Below are 19428 nucleotides of genomic sequence, written 5' to 3'. Positions count from 1 at the left end.
TGTCCGACTCTTTAAGTAACATAAGAGAGTAAAGATGGGTTCCAAATTGCCAGTTTCTCAAAATCAGCTTTTACAAACATTCCAAGAATACCTGTCCGTAGAAAAAGGACTGAGCGATAATTCAATATATTCCTACGGATACGATCTGAACAAGTTCGCCATCTTCTTGGAAAAAGAACACATCAACTTCTTAGAAGTAAAAGCAAACGACATCATGCGTTTTCTGGAAGAAGAAAGAGAACGTAAAATCTCTGCAAAAACCCTCGCAAGAGAAGTTGTGGCAATCCGTCAGTTTTACAAATACCTAAGAGACGAAAAACGACTCGATTCCAATCCAACGGAAAAAATTGAAACACCTGAAGTTGCAAGGACAATCCCTGATTACCTCACACAAACAGAAATAGAAGAATTATTTCGTAATATCAAAGAAGATAATTTGTATGAACTTCGAGACAAATGTATCTTTGAACTCCTTTACTCTTCTGGACTTCGGATCTCGGAAGCATGTAATTTAAAAATGTCTGATATTGATATGGAAAACATGACCATCACTGTGGAAGGAAAAGGTGGAAGGCAACGCCTTGTTCCTTTTGGTGAAAAGTCTTTGGAAATTTTAAAACGTTACCTCACAGAAAGCCGAACAGAAATCCTGAAAAAAAGGACCTGTGACTTTGTATTTGTTTCCAAAAAAGGATCGTATATCAACCGTAAGTCGGTTTGGAGACTTTTGAACCATTACATCAAACGTACGAAAATTAAGAAAAAAGTAACACCACATACGCTCCGCCACTCGTTTGCAACTCACCTGCTCGAAAACCATGCAGATCTCAAATCAGTACAAGAGCTACTTGGTCATATCGATATTTCTACCACACAGATATATACACATATGGCAAATAAAACTCTGAAGGAAGTTCATAAGAAATTCCATCCGAGAGGATAATGTCGAACCCATCAAAACAAGCGGACTATGGTAAAGTAGTCCGCATTCAAATTCCCTCCAACCCTCGCTTCGTTTCCCACACTCGTAATTACTTTTTTAATTTATGTTTAGAACATGGATTTTCTCTATTTGATTCCATGGATTTAAAATTGGTGATAGGGGAAGCGATCACCAACATCATCCGCCATGCCTATTCAGGAAACACAAACAAACCTATTTTTATCGAAATCCAATTTGATCGAGACCGAGTGGAAATCAAACTGCGAGATTACGGAATCAAAGTAGAACCAAAAGACCTCCGTAGTTTTGATGTCAGTGATTACAGAGAACACGGGATTGGACTGTTTATGATCCGCGAACTCACCGATTATTATTTTTTAGACCAATCCTTTGAGATTGGAAACCAGATGGTCCTCATCAAACGAAAGTAAACTCCATTTTTCTCGACAACGGTTTCCCTTCTGGAAATTTATCCTTATGGAAACAATTCACGCAACCACCATCCTTTCTGTTCGTAAAAACGGAAAAATCGCAGTTGGAGGGGATGGCCAAGTTTCAATGGGAAATACCGTTATGAAACATACTGCCAAAAAAGTACGCCGCCTTTACAATGGTAAGGTGATTGCTGGTTTTGCAGGAAGTGCAGCAGATGCCTTCACACTCTTTGAACTCTTTGAAAAAAAATTAATCGAACATGGTGGTTCTGTTTCTCGTGCGGCAGTGGAACTTGCACGCGAATGGAGGATGGACCGTATGTTACGTAGGCTCGAAGCTCTCCTCATTGTTTGTGATGCGAATGAATCCTTTCTCATTTCGGGAACGGGAGATGTGATCTCACCGGATGATGGAGTACTTGCAATTGGATCCGGTGGAAATTTTGCACTCAGTGCCGCAAGAGCACTTGTTGAAAATACTGATTTAGAACCAAAAGAAATTATCACAAAGGCAATGAAGATTACCGCTGAGATTTGTATCTATACAAACCATAATTTGGTGATCGAGGAATTATAATATGACAATGAAAACAATACTCGCAGAAATTGCAAGTGTAGGGAATACAAACGAAGAACTCACTCCACGCCAAATTGTGGAACGATTGGACGAACATATCATTGGACAAACCAAAGCAAAACGAGCAGTGGCAGTTGCACTTCGCAATCGTTCGAGACGAAGGAAACTAGACGATTCCTTAAAAGAAGAAATTTACCCTAAAAACATTATCATGATTGGGCCAACAGGAGTAGGGAAAACAGAAATTGCCCGTCGTTTGTCAAAGTTATGTGGCGCGCCCTTTATCAAGGTGGAAGCAACCAAATACACTGAGGTTGGCTACGTTGGTCGTGATGTCGAATCGATGGTGCGTGATTTGGCAATGGGGGCTCTCAATATGGTCAAATCGGAATTTCGGGACAGAGTGAGAGACAAAGCAGAAGAAAGAGCGGAGGAAATCATTCTCGATACCATCCTCCCTCCGATCTTCCACAAAAAAGAAGAAGATTTGAATCCAGAAGAAAAAGAAAGATTCCAAAGTTACAAAGAATCCAGAGAAAAGTTCAGAGAAAAACTGAAAAAAGGGATTTTAAACGAACAAGAAATTGAAATCGACATTCCTAAACCAACCGCTCAATCGGGAATGCCCATGTTGCAAGTGTTTGGTGCTGGGAATATGGAAGAGATGGACAACCAAATCCAAAACCTTCTTGGGGATCTCATGCCAAAAAAATCCGGCAAACGAAAGGTAAAAGTTTTGGATGCACAAAAGATTTTACTTGAATCAGAAGCAGAAAAACTCATCGATTCGGATAAAATCCAATCGGAAGCCGTGCGCCGAGTGGAAGAGATGGGGATTATTTTTCTCGACGAGATTGATAAAATTGCGGGAAGGGAAGGGCGCCAGGGAGCAGATGTTTCCAGAGAAGGTGTCCAACGTGATTTACTTCCCATTGTAGAAGGGTCCACCGTGAACACAAAACTCGGTCCAATCAAAACCGATCACATCCTATTCATTGCGGCAGGTGCCTTCCATATGACAAAACCTTCCGATTTGATTCCTGAATTACAAGGAAGGTTTCCCATCCGAGTGGAATTGGAAACTCTAACCGAAAGTGATTTTATTAAAATTTTAACCACTCCCAAATCTTCTCTCACCAAACAATACGAAGCTCTTCTTGCCACAGAAGGTGTGAAGATTGAATACACGGAAGATGGGATTGCTGAAATTGCAAAACTTGCCTTTCAAATGAATGAAAAAAATGAAAACATTGGGGCAAGAAGGCTCAACACCATCATGGAAAAATTATTGGAAGATACTAGCTTTGATGCACCAGACCTTCCCGATGACAAAAAACATGTGGTGATCAATGAAACTTATGTTTCCAGCCAGTTGAAAGGGATCATCGAAGACAAAGACCTAAGTCGATTCATTCTGTAACAAGGGTTACCCGTTCGAAACCTCGAACGGAATTGGCAGTCAGGATGGCCGATGCATGCATCAGGTCATCCTGGAAAGTGATTTTTTCAGTGACCCAATGTTTACGGAGTAAATACTCTCGAAAGACTCCCGGAAGGCCACCGGTATCCAAAGTCGGAGTGTACCAGGTTCCATTTTGTTTGTAAAACAAATTGCGAATGTTTGTCTCAAGAACCCTTCCTTCTTTGTCAAAGAGGATAGAATCATCCACTTTCATTTCTTTACAAACTTCGATTCGTTTGTCGTATTCACTTCGATTCGTTGTTTTGTGGTAAAAAAAGATATTTTGGGAATCAATGGGAACATTCGAAAAACAGAGTTTGATTCTGGGACGTTTGGTTCGTTTGGGTAAGGCTGTGGATTCGAAGTGGAATTCCCCTGTTTCTTTGAGTAAAAATCTTACCCTGGATGGAATGGAAAATTTGGATTTTAGATCTTCTAAGGTTTCATTTAGTTTTTCCTTTGAAAACGGAAAACCGAATCGTTTTGCGGTTCCTTCCATCCGTTTGGTATGGAGGTCCTTTAAAAAGATCCTTCCTTTGCTTACTCGTAACGTTTCTAGGATTTCAAAAGGAGGAGGGATGGGATTTGTGAGAACTTTTAATTTGGATAAACATTCTTCGTATTCTCCATTCGGATTCGAAAGCACTGTCACTCCACTTCCAATTCCGTACACTGCCTTGTGATCCTTCCCATTGCTCTTGATTTCTAATGTACGAATGGTTACACTGGTTCGGATCCAAGGAATCGAATTTTCTTCTTCTGATGTGAAAAAAGCTCCCGTATAACTGCCACGGTTCCTTCCTTCCAGGGAACGTAGTAGCGAAAATGACCTTTGTTTTGGGGCACCAATCACGGACCCCGATGGAAACAATGCGGAAAGCACTGTGTTCCATGAAAATGGTTGGTTTAATTTGGCACGCAGTTTTGAAACCATTTGCCATACGGTATTTAGCCCTTGGATGGAAAACAGTTCCTCTACTTCGACTGTTCCTTGTTTGGCGATTCGTCCCAAATCGTTTCTGTACAAATCAGTAATCATCACATTTTCGGCTTTTTCTTTTTCGGAAGTTTGTAAGTAGTTAAAATTCTTTTGGTCTTCGCTCGCAGTATTGCCTCTGACAATGGTTCCCTTCATTGGTTCTGTGTAAATTTCCTCACCTTTTACCTCAAAAAAAAGTTCGGGGGAAAGTGAGATGATGGTCTTTCCATCTTCCTGCATCGGATAGTACACAGAATACTTGGTTTTTTGTTTTGATTTTAAACTTTGGTAGGTGGAAAATAAATCACCTTGGATCTCCATATGCACTGGAAAACATAAATTCAATTCATAACTTTCCCCGAGTTTTAAAAACTCATTGGTTTGTTTCCATTTTCCTTCATACTCGGCTTTGGACCATGTAGGATTGATTTCCGAGATGGAGTGATTTGAAATCTCGTTTGGATCTGGATTTTTGTATACCACCCTCTTTTTTTTTTGGAACACTGTGATGTGGAGGAGTGGAGTTCCTTCTTCTAGGTTCGATTCTGTAAGCTCCAAACCTTCGATTAAATGATAACCTAACTCATAGTAGAGGATCCCACAAGGGTACAGACCATTCTTTCGTTCGAAATCAAGTCTGTCAAAAATGGATGTGATTTGATGGGTTAGGGTTTGGTTTTTCTCATAACTTAGTTTGATGGTTTCTTTTGGATCATAATAATGATCCGAAATGGTAAAACCTGGTTTCGAGAGAGTATCCTCGAAGAGAAGGCCACCGAACTTTCGGTAGCTCTCTTCAAAGGATGAGAATGGGTTCGATTCGATAAGAATCAAAACTCCATTTTTTGTAGTGCATCGAGAGGGTAATTCAAATACACTGTGGTGGTTTTTTTACTGGTTTGGATGTCAAAACATTCCAATGGATCAAGGCCTAAATTATAAAACCCTTCATCAATCATCGCAATCCCAAACCCTGCACTTTCCTTTTCATCTAAAAAGTCTGGGCGGAAAAACTCAGCACTGTTCCCTTGTTTGGCAAGTTCGGCATGGCGCTCTCTACTTTTGCGAATCCTGTTTAAGTCCATTCCCATAATAGGAGAATCGTTCCGAATCCGAATGTAAACCGATGTGGGACGGATTTCAATTTTCATCGAAATCTTAAGATCATACTTTTTTACTTTTTCTTTAACAATCGTTAGGAAGTCTTTTTCATCTTCTGAAAGATTGTGTTTTTTGGTTCGTTTTTTGTCAGAAAGTGTGAGGATTTTTTGAACCACTTTTTTGATTTTATCGGGCACAATGTAACGTTGCATGGCATCCCGGAGTGGTTCTGTTTCTAGGATGATATCGAGTAACTCTTCCGCTTCTTCTTCAGGGGTTTGCCCTTGTGCTTTGAGTTTGTTTAAGAGTTCATCTTGGAAAATGACAAATCGTGTGTTGGCTTTGACTGCATTGAGGAGTGCCTCCATAAGGCCACTAAAAAGATGGAAGGATGTGAGAGGGTTTGCACCCACTCGGTTCAGTATCCCTTGTACCACTTCGTTTACTATGTCACGGGTTGATTTTGTCAGACCTTTGAGTTCAAAATGGAAATAATCCTTTTCAATGAGTTGGTCTAAGTTTTGAAGGATTTCTGTGCCTTTGTATTTGATTTTCTCGTTTGCCATTGAGGTTCGCTAAACTTTTATGTTAAAAAAACGGGAAAACAAGGTTTTGTAAACCAGTTTTCCGACCGAGTGAGCAGGTTTGTTTGTTTATGAAAGAATTCCTTCTAAAAACTCCTGATTTAGGTGATACAGAAAAAATCGAACTTGTCCGTTGGCTTTGCAAAGAAGGCCAAGAAGTAAAAGAAGGGGACGAAGTGATCGAACTTGTCACGGACAAAGCTGCTTTTCCAGTGGAATCTCCCTATTCTGGCACCTTAAAAAAAATCCTAAAAGAACAAGGATCGGTAGTGAAAAAAGGAGATATCCTCGGAATCATGGACATTAACGAATGAAAATCCTTCATATCTCCGATTTACATTTCCCGAAGAAACTCTCACTATTTTCGCTTCGAGGAAAAGCAATTGTCGGATACCTCAATTACCATGTGAGGAGAAAATCAAAACACCCTGTGGTGCTCATTGCTGCGATGGTGGACACCATTCAAAATTTAGAATATGATGCACTGGTGATTTCAGGGGACCTAACAAACGTTTCACACCCTAGTGAATTCCAAAACGCAAAAGACATCTTAAAACCAATCCTTACGGACAAAACGTTCCTCATTCCAGGAAACCATGACCGGTACCAAAAACGTGCCATGGGACCAAATCCTTTGTTCGAAAAGGCATTTGAAGAATGGATGGGAGAACCGACTCATCCAAATTTTTACCTGCGAACGAAACGCATAGCAGGCAAACTTTTTGTCGGTTGGGATTCCAATCTTGCCATCCCAAGGATCACTGCCAATGGGTATGTCGCAAAAGAAATCGTAGAAAAAACAGTAGGGATTGCAAAAGATCCTTACGTTCTTGTCGGCCACCACCCTTTGTGGAATCCCAATACAGAAGTAGAATCGGCCTCCCACCGAATGTCCAACCGAAAAGAAGTGGTGGAAGGTTTACAATCCAACCCTCCTGAATTGTACTTACATGGCCATACCCATACCAATTGGGTGAAACTCCCTGGCAAAGAAACTCCCTTCACCATTGTCAATTCAGCATCGAGTACTCGGTTATCCGATTTCAAACATGAGTGTGGTTTCCATTTGATTGAACTAGGCAAACAAACTCACTACCGTCGTTTTATTTATTCAGAAAACAAATTTACAGAGACAAATCCCATTCTTTACGAAGAAACAGAGGGAGTTGTCTAAAGGACATACCATGGCAAATGATAAAATTGATTTAACAACCATCCAACGGCAACTCATGCAAGTGAAACACCCGGAACTCAAAAAAGACATTGTGAGTCTCGGTATGGTGGCTAAGGTCATACCAACTGAGGAGGGAATCGAAATCCTTATCAAAACTCCGAATGCAGACCGCCGTTTGCAAATTGGTCTCGAAGCACAAACAAGACAGCTTATCTCAAAAATTGAAGGTGCTGGCAAAGTTAAGATTAAATTTGAAGTCGACCAAAACTTAAAGATGGAAGATGGAAACAGAATCTTTGGTGTGAAAAAAGTCATCGCTGTTGGTTCGGGAAAGGGTGGGGTTGGTAAGTCCACTGTGACTGCCAATTTGGCAAGTACACTCGCACGTAATGGCAAGAAGGTGGGGATTATGGATGCAGACATCTATGGACCATCTCTAGGAAAGATGTTTGGGATCAATGGCCGTGTTGCCCTAAAGTCCGAAGAAGATAAAATTTATCCGATCGAAAAACATGGAATCAAACTGATTTCCTTTTCGTTTCTTGTGACAGAAGACCAACCTGTGGTTTGGCGTGGTCCCATGCTTGGAAAGGCCATTGAACAGTTCTTATACGATGTCGTTTGGGGGGAACTCGATTATTTGTTTATCGATTTACCACCTGGTACGGGAGATGTCCAACTTTCCCTTGCCCAACTCATTGACCTAGACGGTGCTGTGATTGTCACCACTCCCCAAGAAGTGGCTGTGCTTGATGCCGGTCGTGCTGCCGCTATGTTCAAACAAGTGAAAGTACCAATCCTTGGGATTGTCGAAAACATGAGTGGATTTGCCTGTCCGAAATGTGGCCATGTCACGGATGTTTTTTCCAAAGGGGGAGGAGAGAAACTCTCCAAACAAGTGGGAGTTCCAGAGCTTGGCGCTGTCCCTCTCACACTCGATGTGATGAGTTCTGGTGAATCAGGGAAACCTGCCTTACTTGACGCAAAAGACTCTCCTTTGAAAGAGGCATATTTTCAGATTGCAAAGAATTTAGAAGAACAAATTGCGAATTGGGAAGAGTAAAAATCACTTGTTTCTTCTCTGGCTTTTCTTAGTCTAAAGGATACACTATGAATTTTGAACGCGGTTCCAAACCAAATCCAACAGGGAATTTAATCGCATACTGCCATGTCTTCGGAGAGAATCCGATTGCACCAGGTGGTAAAATCATAGCCTCCAATGTGGTGGTGAGTTTCTTAAAAATCGGAGACAACTACCCTGTGGTGACCTTTCCCCCTGTGGCACTCCCATCCAAAGAGGAACTGATGAAGATCCTTGCGGATAACATCCATTTGTATGATGTGGTGCAACTCCCTGACTTCCAAATGCCTGAAAACAAAGAACAGGCGAACCAATACATCCAAGAACGAATGGAACAATTCAATTCGATGGTGATGCGTTATGTGGAATTCTGTAAGGCAAAAGAAAAGAAAACACAAAACCAAACTCTAAGTGACCAACTCGAACAAGTGAGCGAACCACTCGAAACCTTGGCAAACCTATCCATGGAATTCCGTAACACATCAGGGATTGCAAGAGAAGCCACAAGGCTTAAGATGGAACGAATTGTAGACTACTTCCATAACAACCACCCCACACTTGATATTGATAACTTTAAAAAAGCATTATCCGTTCCAGGCAAAGTGGGGGACGAACTGGTTGGCCTGTACATCCAAAAGTTCAATGCCATCCAAATCGAAAATTATGAAACGGCTTCTGATTTGCGAAGGCGCATTTTAGAGATCGAAGAATCTACCGCTACGTAAGACAGTCGTTAGGTTCCGATTCAACCGAAAGGATCCAAACCCTTCCTCGAAAGAAGGGTTTATTTCTTAAACTACCGTTCCTAAAACCAAAATCCTTTTTAACATTACCGTTTCCGATCCAACAAATTCAAAATCATGGCACTTAACTTCCCCGTTTCCCCAGAAAAAAATGCCTCCCTCAAAAAACGAATGGAGGCACTTGGGATCCGCGAATCTGATTTCAAAGAACAATTTGTGAAGGCCAGTGGAAAAGGGGGGCAAAACGTCAATAAGGTGGCAACCGCAGTGGTCTTACTCCATACCCCATCTGGAATACAAGTGAAGTGTTCCATCCATCGCACCCAAGGGCTCAATCGTTATAAGGCACGCGATTTACTTTGTTTGGAATTGGAGAAAAAAGAGAGACCAGAAACATTCCGAGCGAAACTTGATGCCATCCGCAAACAAAAATCGAAACAAAAAAAACGGGCAGTGGAGAAATATAAAGAAGACCCATAAAAAAAGGTCTCGGATGTGACTCTCGAGACCTTTTTGGTGTTGGCCTGTTGGGAAGAACCAAACAGACCAAAGGTGAAATGAGGGGATGATTTACATCATGCCGCCCATTCCTCCCATACCACCCATTCCTCCCATGCCGCCCATTCCAGCACCAGCAGCATCTTTCGGCTCAGGTTTGTCTGTGATGGTCACTTCAGTGGTGAGGATCATCGCACCAATCGAAGCTGCATTTTGAAGGGCAGAACGAACCACTTTCGCAGGGTCAACCACACCAGCTTTGATCAGGTCTTCCCAAACCATAGTGAGTGCGTTGAATCCTTCGTTTCCTTTGCGGGCACGAGCTTGTTCTACAATGACAGATCCTTCAAGACCAGCGTTGGAAGTGATCATGCGGATTGGCTCTTCTAATGCACGTAAGATGATGTTTGCACCAGTTTGTTCGTCGCCGGAAAGTTTTAATCCTTTCACTGCGTCTTGTGCACGAAGCAGTGTGAGTCCACCACCTGGAACAATTCCTTCTTCCACAGCAGCGCGAGTTGCAGAAAGAGCATCTTCTACACGAGCTTTTTTCTCTTTCATTTCGACTTCTGTTGCAGCACCCACATGGATCACAGCCACACCACCAGCAAGTTTTGCAAGGCGTTCTTGGAGTTTTTCACGATCGTAATCAGATGTAGTGTCTTCGATTTGTTTTTTGATTTGGTTCACGCGGCCTTGGATGTCCTTAGAAGCACCAGCACCTTCGATGATGGTTGTGTTTTCTTTGTCCACTACCACTTTTTTTGCACGACCAAGCATCTTCACATCAGCGTTTTCGAGTTTCATTCCGAGGTCTTCAGAAATCACTTGTCCACCAGTGAGGATAGCGATGTCTTCAAGCATTGCTTTTCTTCTATCACCAAACCCAGGAGCTTTTACAGCCACACATTGGATGGTTTTACGAAGAGTGTTCACAACGATAGTCGCAAGAGCTTCGCCTTCCACTTCTTCTGCGATGATGACAAGTGGTCTTCCCGCTTGTGCGATTTTTTCAAGCACAGGGAGAAGGTCTTTCATCGAAGCAATTTTTTTGTCGTAAATTAAGATGAATGGATCGTTAAAAGTTGCGATCATTGCTTCTGGATCCGTTACCATATAAGGAGATACGTATCCACGATCAAATTGCATCCCTTCTACGATATCAAGAGTGGTTTCAATTGATTTTGCTTCATCAACAGTGATCACACCTTCTTTACCTACTTTGTCAAATGCTTGTGCTATGAGGTTACCGATTTCTGGATCATTGTTTGCAGAGATGGTCGCAACGTTTGCGTATTCTGCTTTGCTATTGATTTTGATAGCGTGTTTTTTGATTTCTTCTACAGCAGCAAGAACTGCTTTATCAATCCCGTGTTTGAGTGCCATTGGGTTTGCGCCCGCAGTCACGTTTTTCAAACCTTCATTGATGATGGCTTGGGCAAGGATGGTTGCTGTGGTTGTTCCGTCACCAGCGATGTCGTTCGTTTTGGTAGAAACTTCCTTCACCATTTGAGCGCCCATGTTTTCAATTGCATCTTCTAATTCGATTTCTTTTGCAACTGTAACACCGTCTTTTGTGATGGTAGGAGATCCAAATTTTTTGTCGATGACTACGTTACGACCTTTTGGTCCAAGAGTCACCTTTACTGCGTTAGCGAGTTTGTTTACTCCGCTAAGTAGTTTTCTACGAGCTGATTCATCAAATTCTATTGTTTTAGCCATGATTCTTTCCTTTTAGATTTAGTTTGTCACAACACCGAGGATGTCGCTTTCACGGATGATGAGTAATTCTTTTCCGCCTTGTTTGATTTCTGTTCCGGAATACTTTCCGTAAAGAACTGTGTCTCCTACCTTTACTTCTAAAGGCACGAGTTTACCGTCTTCATAACGGCCTTGTCCCACAGCGATCACTTTGCCTTCTTGTGGTTTTTCTTTGGCAGTGTCTGGTACGATGATGGATCCGATTTTTTCTTCTGACTCATTCTTTGGCTCTACGACTACTCGGTCGCCTAAAGGTTTGATTGATGCCATGAGTATCTCCTTGTATGCAATCTAATGGTGATTCCGAATTTAGCAACATTTCAAAAAGAGTGCTAAACTCAGTTACCATAGAATGTTTGTAGGAGAAAGAGGTCAAGCACTTTCAGGTGAAGAGTGCTAAAAAAGAATTAGAACCCAAATAACCCCGTTTTTTTCCGTTTGGACCCTCGTTTCGGTGTCACCCCGAGCATCCCCAGGAGACCGCGAGTGACTTCCTTGGCGACCGTCCTTCCCACTTCACGAGCAAGGGGATTTTTGGAGAGGGTTTCGACAAAACTAGGGTCTTCCTTTTCCTTGGCACGTTTGGATTTGGGTTTTTTCGATCCCGATTCCTCTTCTGCTGATTCCGTTTCCTCGGCAATGGTTTCCATTTTTTTGGAAAGCATTTCGTGTGCACTTTCCCGGTCAAGGGTGGTTTCATACTTTTTCACTAGGTCTGAGCTTCCAATCGAAGTTTGCAGTTCCTTGTCTGTGAGAGTTCCCATCCTTGATTTAGGTGGTGCGAGAAGGGTGTGGACAAGGGGAGTGGGGGATCCCTTTGTACTCAGGGCAGTGATGAAGGCTTCCCCAATCCCAAGTTCTGTGATCACTTCCTTGGTATCATAAAAATCGGTTTCTGGGTAGTTCTCTGCGGCGGTTTTAATCGCCTTGCGGTCGTTTGCTGTGAAGGCGCGGAGGGCATGTTGCACCTTGAGACCCAGTTGGCCAAGAATTTCCTTTGGTAAATCGGTGGGAGATTGGGTACAAAAAATAATGCCCACACCTTTCGAACGGATGAGGCGCACCATCGTTTCCATCTGTTTTAATAAATCACTAGAAGCCTCGTCAAAGACCAAATGGGCTTCATCAATAAAGAGGACTAGTTTTGGTTTTTCCAAATCACCTTCTTCTGGAAAATTCGCATATATTTCCGTGAGGAGTGATAACATAAACGTAGAAAAAAGACGTGGTTTGGTTTGGATGTCAGTGAGCCTGACAATGGAAATTTTTCCTTTTTTGGATTCGATCTGGAGGAGGTCATTCACATCAAAGGAAGGTTCACCAAAAAAATCCTCACCCCCTTGGCTCTCAAGATCCATTAACTTCCGTAAGATGATGGAAACACTTTGCGAGGATACAGTTCCGTATTCTTTTTCCAGTTCTTCTTTGCCTTCATCATTGATGTATTGGAGTGCTTTTTTAAAATCCTTAAGATCGAGTACGGGGAGACCCAAATCATCGCAGTACTTAAAGACAAGGGAAACCACACTGCTTTGGGTTTCATTGAGTTCTAAAATCCGAGAGAGTAAAATGGGCCCAAATTCGGCAACCGTCGCCCGGAGTTTGACCCCAGGTTCTTTGGAGATGGATAAAAATTCAACAGGGTAGGCGGTTGGTGACCATTTCCCACCTAGGATATTGTTTCGTTCCTTTACTTTCTCGTTTTCTTCCCCTTCTGCCGCAAGGCCCGAAAGGTCCCCTTTGATGTCCATAAGGACAACAGGAACCCCTGCTTCGGAAAGTGCTTCCGTGAGGAGTTGTAAGGTTTTTGTTTTCCCAGTTCCCGTGGCGCCCGCGATGAGACCGTGCCGGTTTAGGGTAGAGAGTGGGATTTGTACTTTGGCCTCTGGGAAGGTATCCCCATCAAATTTTCCACATCCAAGGAATAAGGAGCCGTCACTTGGGTATCCTTCTTCAATTTTTTTTGTAAATGCATCGGATTGTTTGGCCATTGGTTCCCTCGAAACTCCACAAGTTCATTTTGTTTCGGTTCCAAGTCAATGTTTTCTAAGAATGTGAATGCGAAGACTTCGGGGTGTGTTCCCGTTCGTACAGAAATTCCAGAGCTTTTTCTCGGAATTTCTCGTAGAACTCCTAATAAGATTTGAGTTTTTCCAAAAACTTTTTAAGATTTGGATGTGGAACGGATTCGCACCTCGAAAGTCATTTTTACCCTTCTCGTTTTTTCCTTTTTCTTTGCCCATTGCAACCGGGGGATCCCCACACTGGGACCTGCCAAATCCATCCAAAAGGGAGTTTTAGACCTTACCAAAGAAGATTTACATACCTTAGAACCTTTCCCTCTGGCTGGGGAATGGGATGCCTTCCCTGGCGAACTTCCCGAAACGGAGCCTGAGTTCGTCGCACTGAGTGAAAAACAAGCAGTTCCACTCGCAGTCCCCGCCTATTGGGTGAACCAAAACCTACCGGCCCATGGGTTTGTTACTTACCGTTTGCAATTGAAGGTAACCGAACCAATGAATTTGATGTTGTATTTGCGGGAGGCATCATCTGCGTACAAATTGTACTACCATAACAAGGAACGTGGCCTCGTCCTTCTCGGTTCGGCAGGAAAAGTTTCCAAAACTAAAGAAGGTTCTATTGGTTATTATTTAGAAACAGGAAGGTCCTTTCGGGCCACACCATCCACTGTTTTGTATTTACAGATTTCCAATTATCTTTACTCACGAGGTGGTCCGTATTATTCACCTATCCTTGGTGAGGTGGGAAAAATGATCCTCTACTTAAGGTTCAAAGAACGTAAAAAATCATTTTTCTTTGGTGTTTTTTTAGTTTTAACGGTATCCCATCTGTTTTTGTACATCCACCGTCGAAAAGACAAATCCACTTTGTGGTTTGCCTTATTGTGTTTTTCTTGGTTAATCCGTATCTTACTTTTTGAAAGAGTTTCCAGAGACTGGTTTGTGGGAACTGACTTCCTTGAGATGTTGCAAATCCGTTTGGAGTATTTAGCCTTTTGTGGGATCCAACTTTTCAGTTTATTATTTTTCTTTTACATCCAACCCCATCTTGCCCCTTTGAAACTGAAAAAATTCCTACTTTTTCCCATCGCCATCGAGATCCTCATCATCTTAACGACACCCTATGCTGTGTACACAAAACTCCTTGTGTTTAGCCAAGTGTACATGACCCTTATTTTGATTTTTGCATTGGTTGCGGCATTTCGTTCTACGTTCCAAAGGGAAACCCGGTACATTGGAATTTATATCGCGGTAGGAACATTGGTGATTCTTTCTGCCACGATTTACGATTCAGTTGTGTTTTTCAAACGATGGGATTTACCTCTCGTGACAGACCTTGGGTTTGCAATCTTTTGTATGTGCCTTGCCATCGTGATTTCCAAACAAAATGCACATACTTGGGAAACCGCCGAATACCTAAGTCTCAATTTACGAAAAGAAGTGGAATGGAAAACCTTAGAACTCAAAAAAGAAAAAGAAAAAGCGGAAAAAACAGGGGAATTAAAAGATAAATTTATCTCCATTGTTTCGCATGATATCCGTTCCCCACTATTTGGGATTTCTTCTGTTGTCAATTTACTTACGGAATCACCACCTTCACTTTCGCCAGAGAGAGCCAAGCAGGTACTAGGTGAAGCCTCCACTGGACTCAAAAACATTTTGAGTATGGTAGAAGAACTCATCAAATACTCTAGGTTCCAAAATGCTTCCGTTTTCCCTGATTACCAACTTTTTGATTTCCGCCAAATCACAGACCAACTGATGGACCGGATCCAAGAGATGGCAAAACCCAAAAACATCACGGTTCTCACCCATATCGACGAATCTTCGATTGGGATAGGAGACCCCAATCTCATTGAACATTTGGTTTGGAACCTTCTCACCAATGCCGTTAAATTCACAAAAGAATCTGGCACAGTAGAAGTATCCTTAACGGAAGCCGGTAAGTTCTGGAGTTTAAAAGTAAAAGACACAGGGATTGGGATGCCAAGTTACTGGGCCGAACATGTGTTAGAAGAAGGTTTCCTTTTTGTTCGTAAAGGGACTGCCGATGAAATGGGAGCAGGTGTTGGCCTTGCCTTTTGCCATGAAGTGGCAGACCGCCATGGTGCCAGTTTGGTGGTAGAATCAGAAGAAAACAAAGGAACTTCTGTAGAACTACTCCTACCCAATTTCGAAAAAATTGTCCTCGTCTTAGATGACAACCCTGGCTACCGCAAACAAGTCCGGAAGGTATTAAAAGACCTTCCTTGTATTGTTTGGGAAGAGGAATACCCTGACCATGCCTTGTATTCCGTCGCACGTTTGAAACCAGACCTGATCATCGTAGACTTTTCGATGCCAGAAAAGACTGGGCTTGATTTTTTACGTGATCTGTATGCCAATTCGGAAATGGAAGAAATTCGTTCGTTACTCGTATCGAGTTCCCATACCGATCCAAATACCGGTTATAAATTAGAAACAGAAGTGATGGAACTTGGGGGAGATGCTTTTTTAACCAAAACATCTCCCGATGAAAAGATGGTTGAGGTTGTCAAACGACTCCTCGATCTCTGAGTGTTAGATTAACATTTGTTCTTTGGCGCGTCCAATGAGTTCGGCAACCGTTTTCGCATTGAACCGGTCCTTTAGGCGTCCCACATGGTATTCTACCGTACGTTTTGAAAGTCCAATTTCCGTTCCAATCTCTTGGTAGGTTTTTCCATGGCCAAGTAGGGTGAGGATTTGTTTTTCTTTTTTGTTGGCTACTTTTCCGTCTTGGGGTTTGCGATTGAAACTGAGTTTTAGGTTTTTGGAATACACCGTTTTCCCAGCAGCAATTTCATTCAGGTTTTTGGTAAGGCTACTCAAATCATCACTTTTCAAAAGATACCCATCCACTCCAGCTTCGATGGCAGAATGCACTATGGGTTGTTCGTCAAGCATGGTAAGGGTCACGACTTTCAGTTGTGGTTGGTCTTTTTTCCAATCCTTTACCATATTGAGGACGTTTTCCCCTGGGATGCGCAGGTCGAGCAGGACAAAATCAGGTTTTGTTTCGAGGAGTAGGTTTGAAATCTGAGAGGAATGTTCCGCTTCGCCCACAACTTCAAAATCATTCGAAGCATTCACGACATGTTTTACGCCGACCCGGGTCACTGCATGGTCTTCAACGAGTAATACCTTTTTTTTCGGTGTCATAAATTTCCCTTTGTTTCGGAGCTAGAATCCTAATTTCTTCCTAGCGTTTCCCCCTAGTAGACGAGGAGAACTGCAAATATTAGTACTATTCCGTTTCATTTGTCCAGAAAAATTCATGGGTCTTTCTACTTAATTTTCTCTTGCAAAATCATAAATTTCCCCCATGTTCAGAAAGATCCTAGGAGAATGAATGAATACTAAAGTAGAGAGTCTCAAAAAAATATATCTCTTCCAAAAGTTAAACCAAGATGAACTATTACATATAGCTGAAAAGATTCGGGAAGTCCACCTACCTCCTAGAAATGTTTTGTACGACATGGGCGAAGATGCGGAATCCATGTTCATTGTGAAGTATGGAACCTTACAAATCTCCACTTCCACAAGCCATGGCGACGACGTGAACCTCATCACCCTCGGAGAAGGGGATCATTTTGGGGAATTGCCTTTTTTTGATGATGAAAAACGATCTGCCAAGGTTGAGGCCAAAGAAAATTCCGAACTTTACGAACTCCGTTATGCGGACCTGCATGAGATGTTTTCTAAAAACAAAGAAATGGAACTCAAATTCTATAAAGAAGTGACCCATTACTACATCAGAAGGCTTCGAAAACTAACCCATGATTTAGCGTATGCTCGCGAACTGAGAAAGCGTTTCGCCTAAACCAAGTTTTAGAGACAAAATCGAACCAAATTAGGATTTTTTATCGTAGAGATCCGAAAAAACCTTTTCCATTCCTCAGTTTCTTCCTATTACAGCTAAGGAATGGGTTTCGGAATCCGATACTATTACCGTAGGCAGGGAGAAGGAATGCATGGTGGACCCCGAAATCCTAACCGAGAAGATCGTAACACAAAATAAGACTTTCTTGGTGGATTTGAAGAAAAACCAGGCTGGATTTTACCTGAAAGTATCGGAATGGTCGAATAGCAAAAAATCCTCGATCTTTCTTCCGGCGGAAGGAATCGATCGAATGATCGAAATCTTGCATCAATTTAAAAGCCGGATAGCCGATAATGAGAATACGAAAGACCCGGAGTTAGGAGCCTTTTAGGAGTGAGTTTCATGGGGAAATTAGGAATGACCAAACTGTTGTTAGGCCTCTTCCTTTCAATAGGAATGTTGTACGCACAGGCAGATACTGGCGGACAAAATACAGCTAACACTGCAAATGATGAGGATAGCCCTCTTAGAAAAATCGTTTTAGATGATTTTGAAGAGGCTGAGGATTGGAGAGTCAAAGCAACCACTCCACTCGGAGAAACAAGGACTTTAAAACTTGTACAACGTGGCCTTATCAAAGATGTATTCGATGAAAAAACCGTACCAGAAGATGGTGGGGACAAAATCGAAAAGAACCATATTTTAGGAGTCAAAACACATTTTGCTGCTAAGGGACTTGACCGTGTGGAACTTTACCCTCCGCATGAATACATCATCAAAGGAAAAGTAAGACAAATTTCTGTATGGGTTCTTGGAAGAAAGTACAGACATACCTTATTTGCAAAATTCAGAGATTATAAAGACGTAACACATAATATCCGTTTGGGTCGATTGGATTTTTTTGGATGGAGAAAGTTAACCGCAACGGTTCCTGGTTTCATCCCACAAAGCTCACGATTTGCACTATTGGATAAAAACCTTCACTTTGTTTCCCTATTTGTGACATCTGATGTTCACGAAGTAGCAGGGGACTTCTACTTTTATGTAGACGATTTACAAGTGAGAACAGACAGATCCGAAGCAAAATACCCTGGTTCTGAAATTAAGGACAATTGGTAAGCGGGAGAAAGGAACAATGGAAAACAAAAAAACAAAAATCCTAACTTTATTAGCGCTAAGCTCGGTTGCACTCATCGGTTTCGCACAAGCACAATACAAAGTTTCCAATGGAGTGGCAACACCAGTTGGAAACGATATTGGTGCTCTTGAACTAAAAGCCATTACGATCGAATCTTGGGACAATCCAGTTTCTTCTGCACCATATGGTTGGGAAGTATTCACTGACAAAGACGGTGTGAACAAAGATGGATCTGGTGATATGAAGTTTGATGAAAACAATAAGTACTCACCAGTACTCAATGACCCAGCAAAATCCCCTCTTGTGATGAGAGAAGTGAAACTGGTTCCAGGAAAACCTGGCGACGTGAAAAACGTGGATGCTGGGAACGCAAAAGTTTTGGCTGTGAAATTCCAATTCACATTCCCTGGAAACAACGTAGTCACCATCCGCCCACCACGTGCTCCTGAATATGAAATCACAAGGGCTCGTCCGTACATTGATGCAGACAACAAAAAGAAATTGGAAAAAGTGTATGGAATTGAAGCTCCAGGAAACGTAAAAGCCATTTCTGTTTGGGTTCTCGGTCGTGGAAACGAATACGATTTGGAAGGTTGGTTAGAAGACTTTAATGGCAATAGCCATATTTTCCCTTTTGGTTCCCTTGACTTTGTGGGTTGGAGACCTCTCCATATCATCATCCCTCCAGGGATTCCACAAGAAGCGAATGCTTTCCCTGCGACAAGGAACTTGATCTTCAAACAGTTCAAAATCCGATCTCGTAAAAACACAGGACCTGAAACGGTTTACCTCTTTTTTGACGAACTCCGCGTTCTTGCGGATACATTCGAAGTTCATTTTGATGGTGCAAACCTTGACTTTGATGAAGAAGATTGTAAAAATAAAGTGAAGCTTGAGCAAATGCTCCAAAAATCCGGAGCCATCTCCACAGGTGCAAAAGTGCGCGATTGTGGTGGAAGTAACGGATCTTCGCAAAACAAATAGTTCCCTTTTCACTCCAAGGGAATCTACTTGGACCAGGAAAACCCAGCCAATCGGCTGGGTTTTTTGGCTTTACAGAATCGAACGGACCTGGAGAATGAACCCTAGGA

At 42.2% G+C, this 19428-nt stretch carries 20 protein-coding genes; 14 read left to right on the top strand and 6 right to left on the bottom strand.

Going from position 1 to position 19428, the window contains the following annotated elements; genetic code table 11:
- Positions 1–34 precede the first annotated feature (34 nt).
- From xerD to hslU, 4 genes are read left to right on the top strand one after another with little or no spacing between them, the layout of a single operon-like run.
- Entirely contained in the window at positions 35–943 is a 909-nt protein-coding gene (xerD, locus tag EHQ62_RS01570; protein WP_135634934.1) for a site-specific tyrosine recombinase XerD, read from the top strand.
- Entirely contained in the window at positions 943–1374 is a 432-nt protein-coding gene (locus EHQ62_RS01565) for an ATP-binding protein (protein WP_135640499.1), read from the top strand. The genes xerD and EHQ62_RS01565 overlap by 1 nt, the downstream gene beginning before the upstream one ends.
- Before the next feature lie 46 nt (positions 1375–1420).
- Positions 1421–1954, top strand: coding sequence for an ATP-dependent protease subunit HslV (gene hslV / locus EHQ62_RS01560; protein WP_015678681.1), 534 nt, complete (start codon positions 1421–1423; stop codon positions 1952–1954).
- Positions 1955–1961: 7 nt separating this feature from the next.
- On the top strand, positions 1962–3374 hold the full coding sequence (hslU, locus tag EHQ62_RS01555) for an ATP-dependent protease ATPase subunit HslU (RefSeq protein ID WP_425269513.1): 1413 nt from the start codon (positions 1962–1964) through the stop codon (positions 3372–3374).
- Here the strand turns inward: hslU and EHQ62_RS01550 are convergent.
- Positions 3364–5229 (bottom strand): bifunctional chorismate-binding protein/class IV aminotransferase, encoded by a 1866-nt coding sequence (locus tag EHQ62_RS01550; RefSeq protein WP_135640497.1) that lies wholly within the window; start codon positions 5227–5229, stop codon positions 3364–3366. The two genes, hslU and EHQ62_RS01550, sit on opposite strands and share 11 nt — an antisense overlap.
- Positions 5226–6062 (bottom strand): hypothetical protein, encoded by an 837-nt coding sequence (locus EHQ62_RS01545; protein WP_135640496.1) that lies wholly within the window; start codon positions 6060–6062, stop codon positions 5226–5228. The genes EHQ62_RS01550 and EHQ62_RS01545 overlap by 4 nt, the downstream gene beginning before the upstream one ends.
- 89 nt (positions 6063–6151) lie before the next feature.
- On the opposite strand from EHQ62_RS01545, the gene EHQ62_RS01540 reads away from it, so the two are divergent.
- From EHQ62_RS01540 to EHQ62_RS01520, 5 genes are all read left to right on the top strand, one after another.
- Positions 6152–6394: a biotin/lipoyl-containing protein gene (locus tag EHQ62_RS01540; protein WP_135640495.1), complete on the top strand. Its 243-nt coding sequence runs from the start codon at positions 6152–6154 to the stop codon at positions 6392–6394.
- The gene (locus EHQ62_RS01535; protein WP_135640494.1) at positions 6391–7254 is read left to right on the top strand and encodes a metallophosphoesterase family protein; all 864 of its coding nucleotides are present in this window, start codon (positions 6391–6393) and stop codon (positions 7252–7254) included. The genes EHQ62_RS01540 and EHQ62_RS01535 overlap by 4 nt, the downstream gene beginning before the upstream one ends.
- Positions 7255–7264: 10 nt before the next feature.
- Positions 7265–8317 carry an Mrp/NBP35 family ATP-binding protein gene (locus tag EHQ62_RS01530; protein WP_135640493.1) on the top strand — a complete coding sequence of 351 codons (1053 nt, stop codon included), beginning with the start codon at positions 7265–7267 and terminating at the stop codon, positions 8315–8317.
- Between the two features lie 47 nt (positions 8318–8364).
- Entirely contained in the window at positions 8365–9060 is a 696-nt protein-coding gene (locus tag EHQ62_RS01525; protein ID WP_135640492.1) for a hypothetical protein, read from the top strand.
- Between the two features lie 135 nt (positions 9061–9195).
- Positions 9196–9558 (top strand): peptide chain release factor family protein, encoded by a 363-nt coding sequence (locus EHQ62_RS01520; protein WP_135640491.1) that lies wholly within the window; start codon positions 9196–9198, stop codon positions 9556–9558.
- A gap of 90 nt (positions 9559–9648) precedes the next feature.
- On the opposite strand, the gene groL is transcribed toward EHQ62_RS01520, so the two are convergent.
- The 3 genes from groL to EHQ62_RS01505 all read right to left on the bottom strand — a co-directional run bounded on the left by groL (position 9649) and on the right by EHQ62_RS01505 (position 13328).
- Positions 9649–11298, bottom strand: a complete 1650-nt coding sequence (gene groL, locus EHQ62_RS01515) for a chaperonin GroEL (RefSeq protein WP_135640490.1) — start codon at positions 11296–11298, stop codon at positions 9649–9651.
- Between the two features lie 18 nt (positions 11299–11316).
- Positions 11317–11607: a co-chaperone GroES gene (groES, locus tag EHQ62_RS01510; protein ID WP_015678658.1), complete on the bottom strand. Its 291-nt coding sequence runs from the start codon at positions 11605–11607 to the stop codon at positions 11317–11319.
- Between the two features lie 137 nt (positions 11608–11744).
- Entirely contained in the window at positions 11745–13328 is a 1584-nt protein-coding gene (locus EHQ62_RS01505) for a helicase HerA-like domain-containing protein (protein WP_135640489.1), read from the bottom strand.
- A 180-nt stretch (positions 13329–13508) separates the two neighbouring features.
- Between EHQ62_RS01505 and EHQ62_RS01500 the strand changes: the two genes are divergently transcribed.
- Complete coding sequence (locus EHQ62_RS01500; protein ID WP_135640488.1) at positions 13509–15914, top strand: hybrid sensor histidine kinase/response regulator; 2406 nt, start codon at positions 13509–13511, stop codon at positions 15912–15914.
- A 3-nt stretch (positions 15915–15917) separates the two neighbouring features.
- Here EHQ62_RS01500 and EHQ62_RS01495 read toward each other — a convergent pair whose 3' ends face one another.
- Positions 15918–16538, bottom strand: a complete 621-nt coding sequence (locus tag EHQ62_RS01495; protein WP_135640487.1) for a response regulator transcription factor — start codon at positions 16536–16538, stop codon at positions 15918–15920.
- Between the two features lie 190 nt (positions 16539–16728).
- Between EHQ62_RS01495 and EHQ62_RS01490 the strand changes: the two genes are divergently transcribed.
- The 4 genes from EHQ62_RS01490 (at position 16729) to flaA1 (ending at position 19321) form a co-directional block, all read left to right on the top strand.
- Complete coding sequence (locus EHQ62_RS01490) at positions 16729–17199, top strand: cyclic nucleotide-binding domain-containing protein (protein WP_135640486.1); 471 nt, start codon at positions 16729–16731, stop codon at positions 17197–17199.
- Between the two features lie 154 nt (positions 17200–17353).
- On the top strand, positions 17354–17590 hold the full coding sequence (locus EHQ62_RS01485; protein WP_015678642.1) for a PurA ssDNA and RNA-binding domain protein: 237 nt from the start codon (positions 17354–17356) through the stop codon (positions 17588–17590).
- Positions 17591–17601: 11 nt separating this feature from the next.
- Positions 17602–18318, top strand: a complete 717-nt coding sequence (flaA2, locus tag EHQ62_RS01480) for a flagellar filament outer layer protein FlaA2 (protein WP_015678734.1) — start codon at positions 17602–17604, stop codon at positions 18316–18318.
- A 16-nt stretch (positions 18319–18334) separates the two neighbouring features.
- Positions 18335–19321, top strand: coding sequence for a flagellar filament outer layer protein FlaA1 (gene flaA1, locus EHQ62_RS01475; RefSeq protein WP_135640485.1), 987 nt, complete (start codon positions 18335–18337; stop codon positions 19319–19321).
- The last annotated feature ends 107 nt before the right edge of the window (positions 19322–19428 follow it).

It is taken from the genome of Leptospira jelokensis (assembly GCF_004769635.1).
Lineage (GTDB): Bacteria > Spirochaetota > Leptospiria > Leptospirales > Leptospiraceae > Leptospira_A > Leptospira_A jelokensis.
Note: the sequence above shows the minus strand (reverse complement) of the source record. Positions and strands in the feature narration are given on the sequence as shown.

What these genes read in the sequence shown, in the direction of transcription:
- EHQ62_RS01520 (WP_135640491.1), top strand. Translation starts at nt 9,196, where the DNA reads ATGGCACTTAACTTCCCCGTTTCCCCAGAAAAAAATGCCTCCCTCAAA.
- groES (WP_015678658.1), bottom strand. Translation starts at nt 11,607, where the DNA reads ATGGCATCAATCAAACCTTTAGGCGACCGAGTAGTCGTAGAGCCAAAG.
- flaA1 (WP_135640485.1), top strand. Translation starts at nt 18,335, where the DNA reads ATGGAAAACAAAAAAACAAAAATCCTAACTTTATTAGCGCTAAGCTCG.
- hslU (WP_425269513.1), top strand. Translation starts at nt 1,962, where the DNA reads ATGAAAACAATACTCGCAGAAATTGCAAGTGTAGGGAATACAAACGAA.
- EHQ62_RS01495 (WP_135640487.1), bottom strand. Translation starts at nt 16,538, where the DNA reads ATGACACCGAAAAAAAAGGTATTACTCGTTGAAGACCATGCAGTGACC.
- EHQ62_RS01540 (WP_135640495.1), top strand. Translation starts at nt 6,152, where the DNA reads ATGAAAGAATTCCTTCTAAAAACTCCTGATTTAGGTGATACAGAAAAA.
- EHQ62_RS01535 (WP_135640494.1), top strand. Translation starts at nt 6,391, where the DNA reads ATGAAAATCCTTCATATCTCCGATTTACATTTCCCGAAGAAACTCTCA.
- EHQ62_RS01530 (WP_135640493.1), top strand. Translation starts at nt 7,265, where the DNA reads ATGGCAAATGATAAAATTGATTTAACAACCATCCAACGGCAACTCATG.
- groL (WP_135640490.1), bottom strand. Translation starts at nt 11,298, where the DNA reads ATGGCTAAAACAATAGAATTTGATGAATCAGCTCGTAGAAAACTACTT.
- EHQ62_RS01490 (WP_135640486.1), top strand. Translation starts at nt 16,729, where the DNA reads ATGAATACTAAAGTAGAGAGTCTCAAAAAAATATATCTCTTCCAAAAG.
- EHQ62_RS01545 (WP_135640496.1), bottom strand. Translation starts at nt 6,062, where the DNA reads ATGGCAAACGAGAAAATCAAATACAAAGGCACAGAAATCCTTCAAAAC.
- EHQ62_RS01525 (WP_135640492.1), top strand. Translation starts at nt 8,365, where the DNA reads ATGAATTTTGAACGCGGTTCCAAACCAAATCCAACAGGGAATTTAATC.
- flaA2 (WP_015678734.1), top strand. Translation starts at nt 17,602, where the DNA reads ATGGGGAAATTAGGAATGACCAAACTGTTGTTAGGCCTCTTCCTTTCA.
- hslV (WP_015678681.1), top strand. Translation starts at nt 1,421, where the DNA reads ATGGAAACAATTCACGCAACCACCATCCTTTCTGTTCGTAAAAACGGA.
- EHQ62_RS01565 (WP_135640499.1), top strand. Translation starts at nt 943, where the DNA reads ATGTCGAACCCATCAAAACAAGCGGACTATGGTAAAGTAGTCCGCATT.
- xerD (WP_135634934.1), top strand. Translation starts at nt 35, where the DNA reads ATGGGTTCCAAATTGCCAGTTTCTCAAAATCAGCTTTTACAAACATTC.
- EHQ62_RS01505 (WP_135640489.1), bottom strand. Translation starts at nt 13,328, where the DNA reads ATGGCCAAACAATCCGATGCATTTACAAAAAAAATTGAAGAAGGATAC.